We start from the raw sequence: 18,876 nt of genomic DNA on the forward strand, positions 1-18,876 counted from the left end.
CGTTACAGCTTAAAGCGAGAAATCTCTCTATCCAAGTCGCCGGCAAGCGCATGCAGACGTTTGGCTTGTTCAACCGCATCGACGGCGTCGTGTGCGAGTCGATCACTCACCTCACGCACCGACTCCGTGTTGCCATTGATATCGGCGGTCACCAGCGATTGCTCTTCAGCCGCCGACGCAATTTGCGTTGCCATATCGCTGATGGTTTGAATTGCTTCACCAATCGCAGTCAAACTCTCGCCCGTTAGATTCACATCCGCAACACTGGTCTCGGCTAATTGATGGCTTTGCTTCATCACAGACACCGCATCGTTTGTAGCTTTTTGCAGCCCTTGAATCTTGCTTTGGATCTCTTCTGTTGAGGCATGAGTACGTTGAGACAGAACACGAACTTCATCAGCAACCACCGCAAAACCGCGGCCTTGTTCACCAGCACGCGCCGCTTCAATCGCCGCATTCAACGCCAACAAGTTGGTCTGTTCTGCAATGTCTCTAATCGTTGCAAGAATGGTCGAGATTTGCTGACCATGAGCTTCCAGCTCACCAATAATTTCGACTGCGCTATTGAGCTCACTCGCCAATGAGTGGATAGAATCTTGGCTCTTGGTCATTTGTTGAAAACCATGCTGACTCAGTTCCACCGACTGGTTGGCATTCTTCGCGGTGTTGTCTGCGTTGCCTGCAATTTCCGCCGTCGCTGACGCCATTTCCGTTACCGCTGTGGCCACCATCGTAATTTCATCTTGCTGCTGGCGAATGCTGTTGCTGCGCTGGGTTGCGGTACGCGCTGCTTCGTCAGCTCCGAGGTTCAATGCGCCAGAAACGTCGCGCACGTTTTTCACCATCACATGCAAGCGGTCGACGAACTTGTTGAACTTCTCAGCCAGTTGGCCCACTTCGTCTTGGCTGGTCACTTGCAAGCGACGGGTTAAGTCGCCATCACCTTCGGCAATATCCGCCAACGCTTCGCTAACACGCCCCAGTTCAATCAACTGTCTTGCAACAAACCAAGAGGTTGCAGCGGCCATGATCACCAAGACCAACAAACCGATTAACGCCTGACTAAACAGCATGTCCGTAATCGGCTCTTCAAGTGTGGCTTTGTCCATCTCCATCACAAGTAACCAGTCTGTGTACTCGATCGGCTGCGCCATGATCACTTTCTCAGCACCATTCACTGTCGCGTAGATGGTGGTATCGCTGTCTGCAGCTTGAATCAGTTGGGTAATATTCAGCTCAGAAGCGATCTCATGGATGGGTTTAAGCAGAACATCTTTATTTGGGTGTGCCACGATCGCCCCTTTACGGTTGACCAGAATAGCCTGACCATTCCCTGGTACTTGAATCGCTAGCACGTCTTTGATCAATTTATCCAACGCAAGGTTGGATGCCGCTACACCAATTAACTTGCCGTTTTGACGCACAGGATCCGTTAGAGTCACCACCAAGGTTTGCATGGTCACACTGACATAAGGCGCAGTGGTAATGGCGCGATCTTCCGCTTTTGCTTCTTTGTACCAACCACGAGCACGCGGGTCGTAACCGGGTTTGTTTAGCGAAGGATCATGACGGAACATTTCACCTTGTTCGTTACCGTAGTAGCTTAAGCCAAAGCCGCCAGCGATAAGGGTTTGGCGCAGGTGAGGCACAATATCCAGATTTGGGTTACGTTCAATCTCTTCTCTTAAACCTTTCACCGCCAATTGCTTGTCGTGAAACCAATCGGCAATGCCTTTGGCATGCGCTTCAAGCGTGTTGCGACTCTCACTTTCAATCGCACGCCAGCTGTGAGTGTTAAACGTTTTGTATCCGACGAACAGTAAAGTGGCAGATGTGATTGCAATAGCCAAAACAACCGAGGAAACCATCTTCCTCTTCAAACTAAATTGCATAGTTGACTCTCATTGTAGTTATAAACATTGTTGAATAACTGAGAATATACGTTTCGCTTTACAAATTTCTGAGTTTTAACTCTAAATTTATACTCAACCAGTTTAATGAATCATAACGATGTGATCTTGCTTCAAAACACCAGCATTCAAACAGCGAGCAATCGTGAAGGTTGGCAATGTGCTATTTACCTTCCGGCCCCCCCATTATCGCACTCTTTTTTAGCCTAAATTCACTGTCATTGTGAGTACTGTCTACTTCGATCCAAAACTCTTTAACTAACAGATGAGTCAATAATTTATTGTTCAAAATGGGACAGATTATTCACTTATTGGACCTGCTCAAAATAGCACCACACCACGTGATATTCTTCACACAAATGATTTGTTCACAATGTTACTTTGGATCATAAATAATACAACCCATTGGTTATCCACCATTTTCTTATTGGCTATCGATATTCGTTTGTTATGTCATTTAGTTTAGAAATATTTCTTAAAGCATTGATCACAACAAGTCTGATCTTACTGGTGTTTATCGTTGATCCACTGGGTATTCGAAACTCAGCATCAAACCATTATGAAGACCACATTCTTAGATTATGGTCGCCCTTTTTCAGTGATCGCGTGTCGGATCAAATCGTTGTAGTGCTTATTGATGACCAATACATTGAATCAACGAATACCTTTCCTGTGAGCTATAACAACCTAGCACGTTTGCTTAAGACTATATCTCGATTTGAGCCTCAATCGGTTTTCTACGACATCCTCCAGCATCATGAGCATTCTGATGGCCTTGAGCGCTGGCTTTCAACACTCGCTAGTCAACCGTTTCCCATTTTTATGGCTAGTAATGCTGCCTACGATACACCAGAGCGATTAAGTGACCCCAACTCGCTAAGACACAAAATTGCCAATGTTGCTCAACTCGCGGCCGTTTCTTGGAGTGACGAAGGGCGTTACTACCCATTATCTGTGCCATGGAATGGCACAGGCATGACCACAGTAGCTGCCGCCATGTATCAAAATTGGTGCGAGCAATCTTCTCAATGTAAATCCCATTATTTAGCCAATATGGATGACGCCTTGATCGTTCAGTGGAGTAACAAGCATGCTCCGGATCAAGACAAGTTTTTTCCATTGGACGTCAGCTGTGGCAAAGAAAGCTTAAGCCAATGGCAGCAGTTTAAAGAGTTACTGGCCATCAGTTTGACTCAAGGTATCAGAGACAAAAATGATGTTGATGAAACGCTTAGAAAGCGTTGCCCACCCTTTCTGACCATTGCCGCTTCCACTCTAAGGGCACCAGGGGCTGCAGGTTCAGCGGATTTAAAGCAAGCCATTCAAGGGAAAATCGTACTGGTTGGATACCACCTAACTGGTGGTGTGGATGTTGTCGTATCCCCTGTCCATGGAACCCTACCCGGTGTTTACTTCCATGCGATGGCGCTCGATAACCTAGTTACTTTGCAAGGGGAGTATTGGCGATCTCCCGATGATATAGGGCTCTTCAATTTGAGTATCGCAGATATCGTCGAAATATCAGTGCAAACCATCGTGCTCTTTCTTGTTATTTGGTTCCGCTTTAACTTTCTCGAACAACGGCAGTCCGAGCAATTTGATGCCAGACAAAAGGTATGGGCCGCGTTTGTTCCAATGGTCATTATCATTGCGGTGATCTTCGTTTCAGTCGTCATTTCCCATTTTGTACTCCACGTCGGAGCCCCAAACTGGTACGGGTTAGTACTGATCATATTCATCGACTTACCTGTCTTTTTCTTCTTCATTTTCGAAGCGGTTAGACCAAGACTTCAGGGATACAAGGAGAAGGTCTGTCTATTCGTAAAACACTCTAAGAATAAATTAAGAAACACATAACATTCAGAAAATAAGGAACATTTATGAGACCGTCATTAACTTTATTATTTAGCTTAGTTTTGAGTGGTACCTCTACTCTGACGATGGCACAAGAACAAGTCAAAATTATCGATTTTCTTGTCGACACCGTTTGGGTTTGTGACCAAAGTAATGACTGCAACGACGTACCACGTAGTTCCCTTCCCGATCCCAAAAAAAGCGCTTTGGTGGTTGAAAACTATGACTCAAAAGAGCAGATGGTGATGGTGAAAATTGACGGTCAAGAGAAATGGTTTGATCAGATTGAAGTCCAGTTAAATAAAACAGCAGTCGCTAGTGTAGTGTGCAGCACTCAGAAAATCAGTACTAAGAGTGACAGCGGCACTTATGCGACCTTAGGTCTAGGTGAGGGGTGCAATTAATGAAGAATCTGCTTTGGATGGCGGTACCCTTTATCATCACCGGATGTGCAATAGACAGTATCACTAGCTTGGTTGGTAGCAAATATCAATCTTTCGAAGGAAAGTTCATCGACCAAAATTTGGTTGAAACGAATGCTCCTGAAACAAATGCTTCAACAAGCCAAGAGTTTGCCAATATCATTAATACTCGTGCGGCGGCGGATAAAGACCTGATCGCAAATCCATACATCAACAAGTATCTTGAAAATATCTTAGCTAAAATACTTAAGGAGTGGCCTCACTCCACTGAGAAAAACATTTCCATTGTCGTCGCATCTGACCGTAATTATTCTGCTTACGCTACACCTGATACGATTGTGATTACTCAAGGCGTGTTGGCAGATGCTGAATCTGAAGATGAACTCGCCTTTATCATTGCTCATGAGCTCTCTCATATTTTGCTCAAACACAGTGAGACTAATGAGTACTTTGCCAAACAAAGTGCCCTAGTGAGTAAAACGGCGAACATCGCAATGAGCACTGCCGTACTGACTGATATGAAAACAGTAAAAACCGCGAATGGCTATAAGGTCACGAGCCAAAACAAGGCGTCGACGCGTAACGTCATTGAAGACTCCTATCGAACCGGTTTGACGATCAACCGTTTAAGCCGTGATGTCATCAGTTCTTCGATGAGCCGCAGTGACGAAGATGAGGCGGACCTTCTTGGTATGGATCTGTTAGTTAAGGCTGGATATAGCCCACGAGCCTTCTCCCCCGTATTGGAGCGTCTAGAAAGCAGTCAAAAGTTCACCGAAGAACAGCTCAAGGAAAAAAAACTTGAAGTTCAAAAATTTGTTAGCATAGCCAGCGATGCGGGCAAACACTTATCGAGCGACAATACCTTGAGTAATTTGGGATACTTAGCAGCAAATGAAGCGGGAACCCGTCTGCTACAGAGCTTTTCTGCACGACATTCTTCGCCGATTGAACGTAAAAAGGATTTGTCTGCTTACATAAAACGCGAGTATCGCAAAGAGCGAGGAAGACAGCTCTCTTCCAGCACATTTGAAAAAATCGTAAAAAACGGCAAGGGCAACCAAATTCAACAAAACTATTGGTACGCTTCCGAAGCCTTTAGAGCATTAGAGTTTGGTGATATCAAAACGGCAGAAAAACTCGCAAGAAAATCAGTCTCCGGCCCTACTCAATACCACGCATACCCAAGATTAGCTTTTTATGGGGTGCGTAAAGCACAAAACTTGGACTCGAAAGCACTGCAAAATCTTTCAATGATTAAGAACTGGGACTATGCCTCGATACAAACCTTTACGTTAGCCGCACAGTCTTATCGAGAGCAGAAAAAACCCAATAGTTCACTAAAATTATTAGCCAAGGGAGAAAGCGTTATTGGAACACAAGTCCCCTTCTTACCGGAGTACATTGCCGCACACAAAGCTCTAGGTAATGACGCCCAAGTTGCTGAGCTGCTCACGCAATGTAAAAGCGTCAAGGAAAGCAATATTGTTGCTCAGTGCCATAATAGCGCCGGTCTCCCAATTCCTCAGAATAGTGGGTCGAGCAATGGGATCATGAGCTACTTTGACTCTCTGACCAGCTTGGTGGATCTTTAACCCTCAGACACCAACAAGATTCAACTCTTGTTGGTGTTCTCCTATCGCTCCAATCTAAGACATGAAGCCACTCCTCATCCTATCTAAGCCCTAGCCTCACTCCACAAACTCGCTTACTATGCCAAGTACCCAATAGCTTTGTGAGTCATTCATGAGCAGCAAAAACAACAAAAATCTCGGCATTCTTCTTAAACTCAGTACCTTTGTTTCACCTTATAGATGGCGGGTTGCTGCCGCTTTGGTGGCACTTGTGGCCACGGCGAGCCTGACCCTTTCTGTTGGGTATGGGGTGCGTATGCTTATCGACCAAGGGTTTGCCCAGCAATCGTTGCATGAGCTCACCAATGCGATTCAATTTATTGTTGGCGTGACTCTGTGCATTGCGATTGGCACCTTCTTTCGCTTTTATTTGGTCTCATCGGTTGGGGAGCGTGTCAGCGCCGACATTCGCCTTGCAGTGTTTAACCATGTGATAACCTTGCACCCGAGCTACTTCGAGACTAACAGCAGCGGCGATATTATGTCGCGGCTCACCACAGACACCACTTTGCTGCAAAGCATCATTGGCTCGTCGTTTTCCATGGCGATGCGTAGCGCGCTGATGTGCGTCGGGGCGATCATCATGTTGTTTGCCACCAACTTTAAACTCACGCTGATTGTGCTGGCTTCCGTGCCATTTGTGTTGGTTCCTATTTTGTTTTATGGCCGACGTGTGCGTGCCCTCTCTCGCCAAAGCCAAGATTCAATGGCCGATGTGGGCAGCTACGCCGGAGAAGCGATAGAACACATTAAAACCGTGCAAAGCTTTAGTTCCGAACAACATGAAAAAGCCGCCTTCGCGGTTGAAGTTGAAAAGGCGTACGAAATCGGCAGACAGCGCGTAAAACAGCGGGCGATTTTGATCTCTGGCGTGATCGTGATTGTCTTTAGCGCCATTGCAGGCATGCTTTGGGTTGGTGGTAGTGATGTGATCCACGGAAAGATGTCGGCAGGCGATCTCGGCGCTTTTGTCTTTTATGCCATTATGGTCGCCTCTTCCACCGCCACCATTTCTGAAGTGCTGGGCGAGCTGCAAAGAGCGGCGGGCGCAACCGAAAGGCTGATTGAAATTCTGCAAGTGGAAAGCGACATTCGAGCGCCTAGCCATCATCAATCTATCCCCGCAGACATCCCTGCCGAAGTAAGCTTTGATTCGGTGAATTTCAACTACCCATCTCGCCCCAATCAGCCTGCGATCAAAGGCTTAAATCTCACCGCGGAACAAGGCAAAGTGTTGGCCTTAGTCGGTCCATCGGGTGCGGGAAAAACCACGTTGTTTGAACTACTGCAACGCTTTTACGACCCGCAACAAGGGCACGTGCTGTTGGGTGGCATCGATATTCGCCAATTTGATCCTAACGAGCTGCGCCAACAAATGGCGCTCGTGCCGCAGCAACCAGCGTTATTTAGCCACGATGTGTTCCATAACATTCGCTACGGCAACCCAGACGCGACTGACGAGCAAGTGATTGAGGCGGCGAAAAAAGCGCACGCACACGAATTTATTGAAAAGCTGCCAGAAGGTTATCGCAGCTTTTTGGGTGAGCGCGGAGTCAGGCTCTCTGGCGGGCAAAAACAGCGCATTGCCATTGCTCGCGCGATTTTAAAAGACCCCAAAATTCTCTTGTTGGATGAAGCCACCAGCGCACTGGACAGCGAAAGTGAACACCACGTTCAGCAAGCACTCGAAGCGTTAATGAAAGGCCGCACAACGTTGATCATCGCGCATCGCCTTTCCACCATTCAACACGCCGATAAAATCGCCGTGCTGGACAATGGCGAGTTGGTCGATATCGGTAATCATCACGCCTTGATGCAAAGCTGTGAGCTATACCAGCGCTTGGTCGCATTGCAGTTTAAGCATCTGGATTAAAGACAAAAGGCGAACCCAATGGCTCGCCTTTTGTTTTATACCCAATTAACACCGAATCATTATTACGCTTCTGGGTTCTCTTTGGCGTTGATGTCCGCATAGGTGTGCAGCAGATCGGTCAGTGTTTTCACCCAAGCAAATACATCGTTGGGTGTGTTTTCGAGCAGTTTTTCCACTTGTTCGCAGTGCGCTTCAAGCGTGATCGCTTCTTCCAAACGAAATGAGATGGCGTAGAAATGCCAAAGCACAAGGCGAGTCATACGCTCACTGTTTTGTTTGGCGTTTTCTGAATCATCAAACGCTTGCTGAATTTCACTCAGTGCGATTGCCGTCATACGCAACATGGCATCAAGGCGCGCCGACAACATGCGGTCTTCACTATCTACTTCTTCTTGATCAAAAGTAAACAGTTCGCTCATCACGTCTTCAGGTACCATTTTACTGATCATGCGCACGCTGAACTCTTCCAGTTCATGACGAGGCATGGAGACAAGACAATCGAAGGTGTAATCACGAAGCATAAAATCACTCTACATCAGTTATCACTTTTAGTGTGCGCATTCTAAGTGCTCAAATTTCAATTACCACTGTTTATTACTATTGACCCCAAAAATGGCCAATACTCAGCGATTTTAGTAACGAGTTACTTCAGCGGATCGTTATCCGGCAACGCGGCGTGAATCCAGAGTGCTAGGCGGTGCTTGATGTTTGCGCCATCGAGCTTGCTGTCTGGTAACGGAGCGATTTGCTTGGCATCCACCAAGAATAGGTAGACGGCTTTTACACGCACGGGTTGAGGTGATTGAGGTAAATCGAAGCCCTGCATTTTGGCCATCTTACCGCCTATCTCTAAGGCCTTTTTCACTAACTTTTCTTCGTTATTCAGCTTCGCGGTTTTGGACATGCTTTTCACCTATTCTTTTTCATCCTGCAAGGAGTATATCAGCGCTGAAAACACACGGTTTTATTCGGCGTTAAAATTGAGCGCAGCACGACAGAATAAAGGTTGTTTTTCGATTTATCGCTCGTAGGTTTGTACAAGATAAGAGCAGCAGGTAACAGGGTAAAGCGGCCCAATGTTGCTGATACATTGGGCCATGAAGCACTTACGGGTTATTCATGCATCATCGCGGTGGCAAGCGCAAATCGATTCCACGCGTTGATCATGATGATCTGCATCATTGCTTGAGCTAAGCGCTCTTCTCCAAGTAACTCAAGGCAGGTCTGATAGACGCTATCTGATACGCCAGCATCGGCAATTTTTGTCATGTCATCTGTTAGGTGAAGCACTGCTCGCTCTGCCTCATCAAACAGTGGCGACTCTTTCCATGCAGACAATGCAAACAGCTTTTGCTGAGCGATCCCGTTTTTCAGAGCCTCGGTGGTGTGCATCTGAATACAGTAAGCACACCCGTTGATCATTGACGCTCGAATTTTGATGAGCTCTTTAAGCTCAGTAGATAATGTGGTATCCGCAAGGTAGTTTTCTATTCCTAACATTGCCGTTAACGCTTGAGGTTGTACTTGAGCAAGATTGATACGTTTGGCCATTTTCCCATCCTTATTTCAGTGATAAATACCGCCTTAGTGCGATGGGGTTATTGTGCAGAATTCGATATTGCGGTGGAATGAGTATAAAATCTCAATCAGTTATGCATAAAACGCAAAGGTAAACACGTGCTAGAGTTACTCAAAGTGTTTGATCAGGTGGTCGAGTCTGGCAGTTTTTCTCAGGCAGGAAGAGCGCTAAATATGGCCCCCTCGTCGGTGGCAAGAAATATTGATAGCCTCGAAAACAGAATCAAAACGACACTGTTTAAACGCAGCACGCGTCAGTTGATTTTGACCGAGGAAGGGCAATATTTTTATCAGCAATCGAGCAAGATCCTGCGCGACAGCGATAACTTATTGGCGGAAATGAGAGGAAATCATGGTGTGCCTGAAGGCATACTGAGAATCTCGGTATTCGAAAGCTTCGGCAATTTATGCCTCACTCCATTAATTCCAGAGTTCCTCGAGCGCTACCCCAAGATACAAATTGAACTTGAGCTGGATAATAAGCTTGTGGATTTAAACAGCGACAATGTCGATATGGCGATCCGTATTGGCACCCCACAAGACAGCCGACTGAAAGCTCGGCACTTGCTAACCAATTACACCGCGTTGGTTGCTTCGCCTGCATATATAAATACGCACTCCCCCATAACACAACCAGAAGATTTACAGCAGCACAATTGTCTATTGATAAGTCACGAACGGCAGCGGAATTATTGGTACTTCCGCCAAAAATCGACCACTAGAAAAGTCATGGTCGCTGGCAATTTGATTTCAAAAGGCGGCTCTCCTCTTTTATGTGCAGCGCTGCAAGGTACTGGCGTACTTCTGTTGTCGAAGTGGATGCTCAAACCCTATCTGGAAAGTGGGCAGTTAGTGGAATTGCTGCCATCCTGGACGGCAACACACGGTGAGTTAGGCAGTGGTGAGATCTTCGCTATCTACAAAAACACACAATACCCCAAACCTCACCTGCGTGTGTTTTTGGACTTTTTGCTTGAGAAGCTTAAACCGATGCAAGAAACATTCAGTTCAAGCTAACCCCTGTGTGAACGATTTTTCGGCTATGGTCGATCTCTTCGTGAATCACGCCGTTTGGTCGCCAATCTTTGGCAAGTGATAACGTGTGCTCCGGCCACCAGCGTCAGATTTAATCAGGCAGCCAAGCTCAACAAGCGTGGCCAAATGCCTTGTGGCGGTGGGTTTACTCACTTTCGCAACCTTGTGGTATTGCGATGTGTTGATCCCCTCAGGGAAATCACCATCGAGCATTCGATTAAGCACTTTGGTTTGTTCAGTCAACAACCGCGTTTGGTCGATGTGTCGCCAGTAATTGGTTTTAATTACCGTTTGTTCAATCTCTTTTAATGCAACATCAAAGGTTTCATTCAGCGTGTCTAAAAACCAACGTAGCCACGCGGTGATGTCCAAATCCCCCTTTTGCGTTTGCTCTAAGATCTCGTAATAGCTTTTTCGATTAGCAAGAATCGCTACCGACATGGCGTAAAAGCGCACGGATTGGTGCTCTGCTTGTGCCAGTGCGAGATCGGTCAGCACTCGAGTAATGCGACCATTGCCATCATCCAATGGGTGTAGTGTGACAAACCAAAGGTGAGTGATGGCCGCTCTTAATAGAGGATCGAGTGAGGTATCCGTCTTTGAATCATTAAACCACTGTATAAACGTGCTCAGTTCTGCGTCTAAGCACGCTCTACCTGGTGCTTCAAAATGGACAACGGGTTTGTCTATCCGTCCAGATACCACTTGCATGGGCGTTTCGCTTCTTAACTGCCCACCAATAACAGGATTGAACAGCGTGTAGCCTTGGGGGAATAACAAGGCATGCCAATGCAAGACGCGCTCTAAAGTGAGTGGAACCTCGAGGTTATCGACCGCATCGAGCATGATCTCTGCCAGACCATCGGTCTGTTTCGTTGTTGGGAACGGATTCTCTTCACTGATGCCCAATTTGTTGGCAAGTGAAGAGCGCACAGAAAAGGCGTTGAGTTTTTCCCCTTCTATCGCGCTAGAGTGCACAATGTTGGCGAGCAAGGTATCCAGCATATTTTGGGTTTGATCAAGTGGCTGACAAAGCATTTTCCCTAACAAGATACCTTGATTAAGGCGAGTGGTTCTCACAAGCGGCTCAATCACACTTCTGTCCCACTCAAATTCAGACCATGACGCCTGTTGCCAGATCCACATAACGGCTCCTTGATTCGAAAATCCAACACATTCGAATCACATTATGATTCGATTAGTGCTTTTTTTCAAATCATATGGTGATGAGATTAAGTGTTGCATTCACATCAACCACCCTGCGCTTATCGAATGAAGGGTGGATGATTTCGTCATTTCTTACTGCCCTAAAACAAACAAAAAACATAACAAACTTATCAATTACACCATATTTTGAACTCGCTCCACGGTTAATCAACCACGTCTTAATTTCTCTTTTTTGTTGAGAAAATGACCTTTATCGTATTCAGCATTTAATCTCAGAAAGAGAAATATGAATGCATAAGTTATTGTATAAATTAATCATACTGGCTTGCGTGTTCCTATCTAGTTTATCTAAAGCGGATTCTGACAATATGTTTGAAAAAAAACTTATTCACTTGTGCCCCGAAATTAAAGGTCGGCTTTTAGACGGAGCAACACCACTGCAAGGCGTTACTTTAGAAAGAGGCGTAGCTTATGGAGAGCTACTTCTGGATTCAACGGTAACAGACGATGAAGGCTATTTTTTCTTTGCTGCTAGCGAATATGAAAGTAGAAAACCAGTCAACCCACTGACAGAAACTCGTGTAGTTAGATACCTATCGGCAAGCTTAAATGATCAAATCATTAAGATATTTTACTCACCAATAAGTACTACATCTCCGATAGAAAAAGTCACTCATTCGTTCTCAAATCTCGTGTGCGATGTCAATGCACCATTAAAAACTTTCAATGTAAAACACGGAGAGAATAACTCTATAACTCAAGAGCTCTACACTATTTGCGATCTAGAATTGCTTGAATTTAAGGGGGAATATTAAATGAAGCCATTATCACCTAAATGTGCGTTAGATTTTGCAAGCGAGGCATATAACATAGAGTTTACCAGTCATATGTTCACACCGAGTAGTAGACTTACACAGTACTTCAACTTCGATGGAAAGAATTCTCCTTTACAAGGTCAAACAGGCGTTCATTTAAAAAAGAGAAATTCTAACTTCGTTTTGACTGCGGAAGGAAAAAGTAATGGCAAGCATAATGGAAGCCTCGTGCTAGCTTTTCGAGGTACTAATTTCGGTTTTGCTGCTGACATTCTTACGGATTTGCATGCAGCATTAAAGGGAAGCCCTAATGGCTCGCTAGCACATGCCGGATTTGTAAACGTGTTTAATAGCATAAAAACTCAACTAGCGAATTATCTAAGCAACTCTGTTGGTAAGACGAAGATTATTCATTGTGTCGGCCATAGCTTAGGGGGTGCTGTTGCATCAATTTGTGCAGACTGGATTAAAGCCAATTACAAAATTCAAGTCTATTTGTACACATTTGGGGCACCTAGAGTAGGCTTGAATACGTATGCGGCAAAATCTTCTCACGCAAACGTAAAAATCTATCGTTGTACAAATGGAGCTGATCCGGTACCAATGCTCCCTCTTTGGCCTTTTATCCATGCTCCTTTAAACAAGCCAGAATATCGACTGGACTCATCCAGTGGAGTAAAAGGTGAAAGCCACAAACTGTATTCACAGACAGGCTATGCAAACACATTAACTTCTGATAGTTGGTCTCATTTAAATAGAGCTGCCATTCACAATTTAAATAAACCAGAACGATTCAATTTCCACAATAGACATCAAGTTACTTTTACACAACGTTGGGCAGACAAAATCGCTTCTGGTATAGCCACACTTCTAAAAGACGCAAGATATGGTGCGCTAGTTACGGCACAAGGACTAATAGTATCCGGTTTAACTTTCTATGATCTACTAGCTAAATCAATAGAAAAAATAGCGAAGTCATCGCAAAAATTGGAAAAACAAACCAAAGGGTTACTTGGACATATGCTCGTATTTGCAGGGAAAGCTGTTCATGAAATTACCGACCTATCCTATAAATTCATAAAGTGGGTTTTCGATGTAACTGTAGGAAGATTATACCGCGCAGCAATACAAGCTCTTAAGTAGCAAAGTGAATTAAAAATTATAGGCATTTTTAACTCTTAAATATGAAACCGTCCTAGTTATCCATTCATATCATCCACCCTGCACTTATCGAATGAAGGGTGGATGATGCTTGGGCTGACCACTTATTGCTCAAAGCCCTCTAAGGTGATGATCGCATAACCCTTTTCTGCAACTTGCACGTCTAACTCAGAAAACCGTTCACTGGTATGACAGAATCGGCAATCTTGCGAGCTCAGGCTTTCAACTTCGATCTGCTGCTCTGCCAAGAAGGCTTTTGCCGCCGCTATCGCTTTCTCTCCATCTCGTTCATTGAGTAGCACATCAAAGTGCAGTTTTTTACCTTGACGCGTCACGGTATGTGTATCGAAAACATGTAAACTCATTTCCCTTTCTCCACTATTACTATCTGATTTCTTAAATACGTTTGTTCAATACGTGACGCACTATTTATGGCCAATTCGGCCCGGTAACGAGAGATCTCCAGAGGCAATATCAAACACATTGGTGACACAAAGTAGCGGCGAATGGACGCTAGCGTTCACTTTTAGTACCGATGTCACGGCATCAAAGTTGAACCCCTCATGAGTATCGAGCGCCGATTTGGGCACTTTAACGAGCAACTCTTCTTTAGTGAATTTAGGCGAGAAGTCTGGACTGTCGATATAGATTGGTAGGTTTGGTCAAGTCACCGGAACGGTTGGCGCTTCACCTTCTGGAATGTCACGTACTTTTAACCCCGCCGGACACGCTTCATCTTTCGTGAGCACTACCCAGTGCGCATGCCAAAGATCGCCATCGTTTGTTTTGTTTCCATCGCTATTTTCATCGTATAGCGGAGTGTCATCGAAATCTGGATGCGATGTGACAGCTAGCGCAACGATGCCTTTTTCTTTGTCAAACCCAATAGCGGAAGAGTCTAATGAGGTTGGCCACACATAGCTGTAGACCTCTGCCCCAGCGAGTGCGCCATTCGCCTCAGGTTTTAATTCACCAAGTTGACCACGAACTTGTGCTTGAAAAATGTAGTGGTCGTTTTGGTCAACAACTTTGCTATGAGTCAAATCAAAACTCGCGGGAATGTTTTTGTCTTGTTTTGCTTGTATGTGCTCCTTGGTATGCGCATACACCGTAGATGCTTGCAGTGCAAAAATGGAAGCCACTGTGGCTAGAGTGAGTACCTGTCTGTGTTTGTTCATGTTGAGCTCCATTGTATTAATATTTAGTTTCGATGCGAAACTAAATATTAATTTACAGACGGATTTCTTTTTGTCAATATAGTTTCGACTAAAAACTTTTATCTTTATGTGGAGCGCGCATGAGTAAAGATGTGTATGAGTTGCTTGATCGAATCAGCAATCTATTGAGAACCGAAGTCAGGCAACTGGGGGCGGAACACGGATTGCACCCTGTCCATCTTGATATCTTGAGCTACTTATCAAGATGCAATCAATTCAGCGATACGCCAGCAGCACTTAAAGAGTTCCTTGGCATCACCAAAGGCACACTCTCACAATCCATTACCTTGCTCGAGAACAAAGGGATGCTGACCAAAACCAAGGATGCAGTAGACAAACGGGTGTCTCATCTTGGCTTAACGCTTGTCGGAAAGCGCTTAATCGAAAAGCTGACACCGCCAGCGCGTTACTTGGAGCCACTTAGTGAATTGGAAGCTGCCTCTCCGGACAGCGTCGGTTATTTGAAGAAAATGCTGGCTCAGATGCAGGCCAAAAATGAAACACAAAGCTTTGGTATTTGCCGTACTTGCCGACACCACGAAGATCGCCCGGGCAGTACCTTTTATTGTCGCCTAACCGAACTGGAGCTCGATAAGAAGTTCGGCGAGTTGATCTGCTGGGAGCATCAGTATCAATGATTGTGGAGGTGAGGTTGTTCTTTACTGCCCTTGCTTTAACGCCTCTCGTACTTCTTGGGGAGTGGGTGGCGGAAACACAACGCCTCTCTCTTCGAGCAAGGCTTTCGTTTTGTGGGTATCTTCATTCACCCTAAAAGCTGGATTTTTAGCGTTCTTTTCGAGTGCTAAATGTACACGCCATGCCACTGAAGCGCCTGTTGTCGATGGTTCTGTTGCTAATGCACCTTCGTTAATAAGTTTGTAAACAAAGTCATACTTACCTAAATCGGCAGCATACAGGGCGCTATTACTGTTGCTTCTATCTTTCGCATTGATATCGACACCGTACTCTAAAAGTAGGCTGAATTGCTGCCAATTATCATGTCCAATGGTGCCAAAGATAGCGGGTCTGCCAGTAGATTCGTCTCGGGAGTCCGGGCTAGCGCCGTATTTTAGTAATAAACTAAATAGTTGATTGTCTCCATCACCCGCAATAATTGCCAAAGGCTGCGCGGGTTTAGGCCCAGTGCGGTTAATCTCAATCATGGCAGGGAAATTAGGATTCGCCCCCAGTTGCAATGCCAATTCAACGGCACTGAGGTCTTTTTGCATAATCAGCCACAGTAATGGTGTAATGCCCTCTTCACCACGCACGTTCAGCTCAACCCCTTGTGCTAACATTGCCTTTGCCGCTGCGGAATCCTTCCGCTGTATAGCGCGTAACAGGCTGACCATCTTCGCATCAAAAAACAGATCCGCTTTCATATCGTTTCCTTCAAACTTGCAGCCGCTTAACAAGCTAAGAAGCGCAATCATTAACACTGACAATACTTTGCTTGATGCTGAAAATAGTTGTTTCCAATTAACCATGATATGCCTTTGAAAATGTAGGTAGCTACAAACACACTTCGTCGTAATGTGCGCACATCCGTATGTGTCGTAGAGCGCGGCTTTGTTGCGTAATTCATTTTCGAAGTAGATTAGACCCATTTCGGCTAATTGTTAGCCAATACGACAAGTTTTAGGCATAGCTAACCCAGTGAGCTTGTTTAACGCTTTGATCATGGCGTAAGTCTCACCAACCTGAGCGTTGTAGTCTCTCAGGCTTAATTTTCAACCTAGTAACTGCTTCACTCTATACATTGCCGTTTCTGAGAGAGAACGCTTGTGGTAACCATACTTCTGTTTCCAGTGTTTATTTGAACCATACAACTTCTGACAGGCCACACTAAGATTTCGGGGGTGACCGCGCTCCCAGAATGCGGCTCCGTCTCGTGGAGGAATGAGTGCGACTGCTCGTTTTATACGGATAGCTTCGTAGCAGTCCTTGGTGTCATAAGCTCCGTCACCAGATATCTCAGCGATCTTTCTGCGTGTTTGCTTAAGTAGATTTGGCAGCACTTCAGTATCAGTCACGTTCGATAAACTCAGTTCCGCAGCGATAATTTCGTGGGTATTCGTATCAACGGCAAGATAGAGCTTTCGCCAAACTCTGCGTTTACCGTCTGTGTCATGCTTTTTGACTTTCCATTCCCCTTCGCCGTAAACCTTGAGACCAGTAGCATCGATGGCCAAATGTCTTATCACACCAGACGTTTGAGGTTTGAATGATACTTCAACCTGTTTAGCTCGGCGACTGATACAGGTGTAATGTGGACACTGCAATGGAACACGAGCAAGCATAAATACTGAGTTAATGAATCCTTGCAGAGTTCGTAACGGCATTGAGAAGATACGCTTCATCATTAACGCAGTTGTGATCGCCAGGTTGCTAAAGAAACGAGGTCTTCCCCGCTTTTTTGTTTGCTTTGTTTCCACTCTCTTATCGCTTCTTCATCAATCCAGAAGGTAAGTGAGCCACGATTGATTAAGGCTTTATTGTACTGTTTCCAGTTGGTTGTTTTGTAACGAGGTTTAGGCATAAGGCTACGAGGATTAGCTGATTTAGCCGTTCAGATCGTAACTTTCTGATTTAGTTCCATCGAATTACGCAACAAAGCCTATTGCCCTTGCTTTAACGCCTCTCGTACTTCTTGGGGAGTGGGTGGCGGAAACACAACGCCTCTCTCTTCTAGCATGACCTTCGCCTTATGCATATCTTCACTCAACCTAAAACTAGGATTCTTGCGATTATTTGCGAAAACAGTCTCTATAGCGTGAGCAAGTGTCACCCCTGCATTATTTGGTTTCGTATAATCGATACCAAGTTCAAGTAATTTAACGACAAAATCGTATTTTAATAATCCTGTGGCATACAACGCTGCATTCCTATTCGAATTATCCGTAGCATTGATATCGACACCGTTTTCCAGTAACCAACTAAACTGTTGCCAATTGTCATGCCCGATACAACGAAATAACGCGGGATGCCCGGTAGAATTATCGCGAGAATCGGGACTAGCCCCATACTCCAATAACAAACGAAACAACTTATTGTCACCATCACCTGCAATAATTGCCAACGGCTGCGCAGGCTTGGGCCCTGTGCGGTTGATCTCAATCATGGCGGGGAAATTAGGGTCCGCCCCCAGTTGCAATGCTAGTTCAACGGCACTGAGGTCTTTTTGCATGATAAGCCACAGTAATGGCGTAATGCCTTCTTTTCCGCGTACGTTCAGCTCAACGCCTTGCGCTAACATTGATTTAGCTGCTGCGGCATCATGCCGTTGAATCGCACGTAATAAAATGACCATCTTCGCATCAAAAAATAAATCCGCTTTCATATCTTTTCCTTCAAACTTGCAGCCGCTTAACAGGCTAAGAAGCACAATCATTAATACGGCAGATACTTTGCTTATTGTTGAAAATAATCGTTTCCAATTAACCATGATATGCCTTTGAAAATGTAGGTAGCTACAAACACTCTTCGTCGTAATGTGCGCTGTCCCGTGTGTTATTGTTGAACTACCATAGGCAAAGATAAGCATTAAGCTATTATTTGAATGGATAGAAAAATAAAGTTGAACCTTTTAACCTAGCTTGACAGACTTAGCACGAAGGTATTTCCAACACCCATTAGCTCGTTAATTACTTCAAGCAACGAACTCAAACTAATTTTACTGCTCATCTCACTTATATTGCTCACCCAGTTTTTTCAACAAGTCCAAAAAACCGAGATCATAAAGAAAATGGTAACTAAACGAAATTCGTGTGGGCATATAAGAGTTGCCAACATCCAATGAACTTTGACGTGAACGATTAACAAGATGATAACCTTGTGTCGCCGCTTGTACACAAAGCATTTCTCCGTCGACATTCTCATCGGCACTGGTCATCGCTCCCGCGTGTAAGCCGCCGGCCGCCGGCGGCTTGCGGAACTCCTCTAGCGCTTTAGGGAACCAGCTAAGAACCCTGAGAGGGAAGTCGAATTGTTTGCAATAATATTGATCCGTTTTTAAATTCCTATACGCTTTCAAAATTGATAAATAATTATCCCGTTTCACAAGCACATATAAGTCTTCCGCCTCAGTAGTATCCAATAGACGACCTATTTCAATTGCGCCCGTTGGCAACTGATCATGCTGAGTGATCGTTGGTAAAGCAGCTTGTACCGGGTATTTTTGTATGGAATAGCTCATAACGGTTTAAGATCC

General features: G+C 45.1%; 18 protein-coding genes and 1 pseudogene. 8 read left to right on the forward strand and 11 right to left on the reverse strand.

Features of this window, described 5'->3' with window-relative positions; all coding sequences use genetic code 11:
- Positions 1–2 precede the first annotated feature (2 nt).
- Complete coding sequence (locus tag FC652_RS17955) at positions 3–1,892, reverse strand: methyl-accepting chemotaxis protein (RefSeq protein ID WP_176299651.1); 1,890 nt, start codon at positions 1,890–1,892, stop codon at positions 3–5.
- Between the two features lie 468 nt (positions 1,893–2,360).
- Here FC652_RS17955 and FC652_RS17960 point away from each other — a divergent pair, with 468 nt between their 5' ends.
- The 4 genes from FC652_RS17960 (at position 2,361) to FC652_RS17975 (ending at position 7,693) form a co-directional block, all read left to right on the forward strand.
- A complete protein-coding gene (locus FC652_RS17960) occupies positions 2,361–3,767 on the forward strand; it encodes a CHASE2 domain-containing protein (RefSeq protein ID WP_176299652.1) in 1,407 nt (468 codons plus the stop codon).
- Positions 3,768–3,790: 23 nt separating this feature from the next.
- The gene (locus tag FC652_RS17965; RefSeq protein ID WP_176299653.1) at positions 3,791–4,168 is read left to right on the forward strand and encodes a hypothetical protein; all 378 of its coding nucleotides are present in this window, start codon (positions 3,791–3,793) and stop codon (positions 4,166–4,168) included.
- The gene (locus FC652_RS17970; protein ID WP_176299654.1) at positions 4,168–5,781 is read left to right on the forward strand and encodes a M48 family metallopeptidase; all 1,614 of its coding nucleotides are present in this window, start codon (positions 4,168–4,170) and stop codon (positions 5,779–5,781) included. The genes FC652_RS17965 and FC652_RS17970 overlap by 1 nt, the downstream gene beginning before the upstream one ends.
- A gap of 151 nt (positions 5,782–5,932) precedes the next feature.
- Positions 5,933–7,693 carry an ABC transporter ATP-binding protein/permease gene (locus tag FC652_RS17975; RefSeq protein WP_176299655.1) on the forward strand — a complete coding sequence of 587 codons (1,761 nt, stop codon included), beginning with the start codon at positions 5,933–5,935 and terminating at the stop codon, positions 7,691–7,693.
- A 62-nt stretch (positions 7,694–7,755) separates the two neighbouring features.
- On the opposite strand, the gene FC652_RS17980 is transcribed toward FC652_RS17975, so the two are convergent.
- From FC652_RS17980 to FC652_RS17990, 3 genes are all read right to left on the reverse strand, one after another.
- Entirely contained in the window at positions 7,756–8,214 is a 459-nt protein-coding gene (locus FC652_RS17980; protein WP_176299656.1) for an exoribonuclease R, read from the reverse strand.
- 122 nt (positions 8,215–8,336) lie between these two features.
- On the reverse strand, positions 8,337–8,597 hold the full coding sequence (locus tag FC652_RS17985) for a DUF5062 family protein (protein ID WP_011081156.1): 261 nt from the start codon (positions 8,595–8,597) through the stop codon (positions 8,337–8,339).
- A 209-nt stretch (positions 8,598–8,806) separates the two neighbouring features.
- Entirely contained in the window at positions 8,807–9,244 is a 438-nt protein-coding gene (locus FC652_RS17990; RefSeq protein ID WP_080539129.1) for a carboxymuconolactone decarboxylase family protein, read from the reverse strand.
- 126 nt (positions 9,245–9,370) lie between these two features.
- On the opposite strand from FC652_RS17990, the gene FC652_RS17995 reads away from it, so the two are divergent.
- The gene (locus tag FC652_RS17995) at positions 9,371–10,288 is read left to right on the forward strand and encodes a LysR family transcriptional regulator (protein WP_130247203.1); all 918 of its coding nucleotides are present in this window, start codon (positions 9,371–9,373) and stop codon (positions 10,286–10,288) included.
- A 45-nt stretch (positions 10,289–10,333) separates the two neighbouring features.
- Here the strand turns inward: FC652_RS17995 and FC652_RS18000 are convergent, their stop codons facing one another.
- Positions 10,334–11,452, reverse strand: coding sequence for a Fic family protein (locus FC652_RS18000; RefSeq protein ID WP_176299657.1), 1,119 nt, complete (start codon positions 11,450–11,452; stop codon positions 10,334–10,336).
- 311 nt (positions 11,453–11,763) lie between these two features.
- Between FC652_RS18000 and FC652_RS18005 the strand changes: the two genes are divergently transcribed.
- Together FC652_RS18005 and FC652_RS18010 are read left to right on the forward strand one after the other, a co-directional pair.
- Positions 11,764–12,288: a DUF6795 domain-containing protein gene (locus tag FC652_RS18005; RefSeq protein WP_038964684.1), complete on the forward strand. Its 525-nt coding sequence runs from the start codon at positions 11,764–11,766 to the stop codon at positions 12,286–12,288.
- On the forward strand, positions 12,289–13,431 hold the full coding sequence (locus FC652_RS18010) for a lipase family protein (RefSeq protein ID WP_103199545.1): 1,143 nt from the start codon (positions 12,289–12,291) through the stop codon (positions 13,429–13,431).
- A gap of 122 nt (positions 13,432–13,553) precedes the next feature.
- On the opposite strand, the gene FC652_RS18015 is transcribed toward FC652_RS18010, so the two are convergent.
- Together FC652_RS18015 and FC652_RS18020 are read right to left on the reverse strand one after the other, a co-directional pair.
- Positions 13,554–13,814: a DUF2024 family protein gene (locus FC652_RS18015; protein ID WP_176299658.1), complete on the reverse strand. Its 261-nt coding sequence runs from the start codon at positions 13,812–13,814 to the stop codon at positions 13,554–13,556.
- A gap of 297 nt (positions 13,815–14,111) precedes the next feature.
- The gene (locus FC652_RS18020) at positions 14,112–14,627 is read right to left on the reverse strand and encodes a hypothetical protein (protein ID WP_255199187.1); all 516 of its coding nucleotides are present in this window, start codon (positions 14,625–14,627) and stop codon (positions 14,112–14,114) included.
- 119 nt (positions 14,628–14,746) lie between these two features.
- Between FC652_RS18020 and FC652_RS18025 the strand changes: the two genes are divergently transcribed.
- Complete coding sequence (locus FC652_RS18025; protein WP_176299659.1) at positions 14,747–15,304, forward strand: MarR family winged helix-turn-helix transcriptional regulator; 558 nt, start codon at positions 14,747–14,749, stop codon at positions 15,302–15,304.
- A 21-nt stretch (positions 15,305–15,325) separates the two neighbouring features.
- On the opposite strand, the gene FC652_RS18030 is transcribed toward FC652_RS18025, so the two are convergent.
- The 4 genes and pseudogenes from FC652_RS18030 to FC652_RS18045 form a co-directional block, all read right to left on the reverse strand.
- On the reverse strand, positions 15,326–16,153 hold the full coding sequence (locus FC652_RS18030) for an ankyrin repeat domain-containing protein (protein ID WP_176299660.1): 828 nt from the start codon (positions 16,151–16,153) through the stop codon (positions 15,326–15,328).
- 132 nt (positions 16,154–16,285) lie between these two features.
- A pseudogene (locus FC652_RS18035) lies at positions 16,286–17,205 on the reverse strand (IS5 family transposase).
- Between the two features lie 78 nt (positions 17,206–17,283).
- Complete coding sequence (locus tag FC652_RS18040; protein WP_176299661.1) at positions 17,284–18,111, reverse strand: ankyrin repeat domain-containing protein; 828 nt, start codon at positions 18,109–18,111, stop codon at positions 17,284–17,286.
- 240 nt (positions 18,112–18,351) lie between these two features.
- Positions 18,352–18,861, reverse strand: coding sequence for a hypothetical protein (locus tag FC652_RS18045; protein ID WP_176299662.1), 510 nt, complete (start codon positions 18,859–18,861; stop codon positions 18,352–18,354).
- Positions 18,862–18,876: the final 15 nt, after the last annotated feature.

It is taken from the genome of Vibrio sp. 05-20-BW147, assembly GCF_013369385.1.
In the GTDB taxonomy this organism is placed as follows: Bacteria; Pseudomonadota; Gammaproteobacteria; order Enterobacterales; family Vibrionaceae; genus Vibrio; species Vibrio floridensis.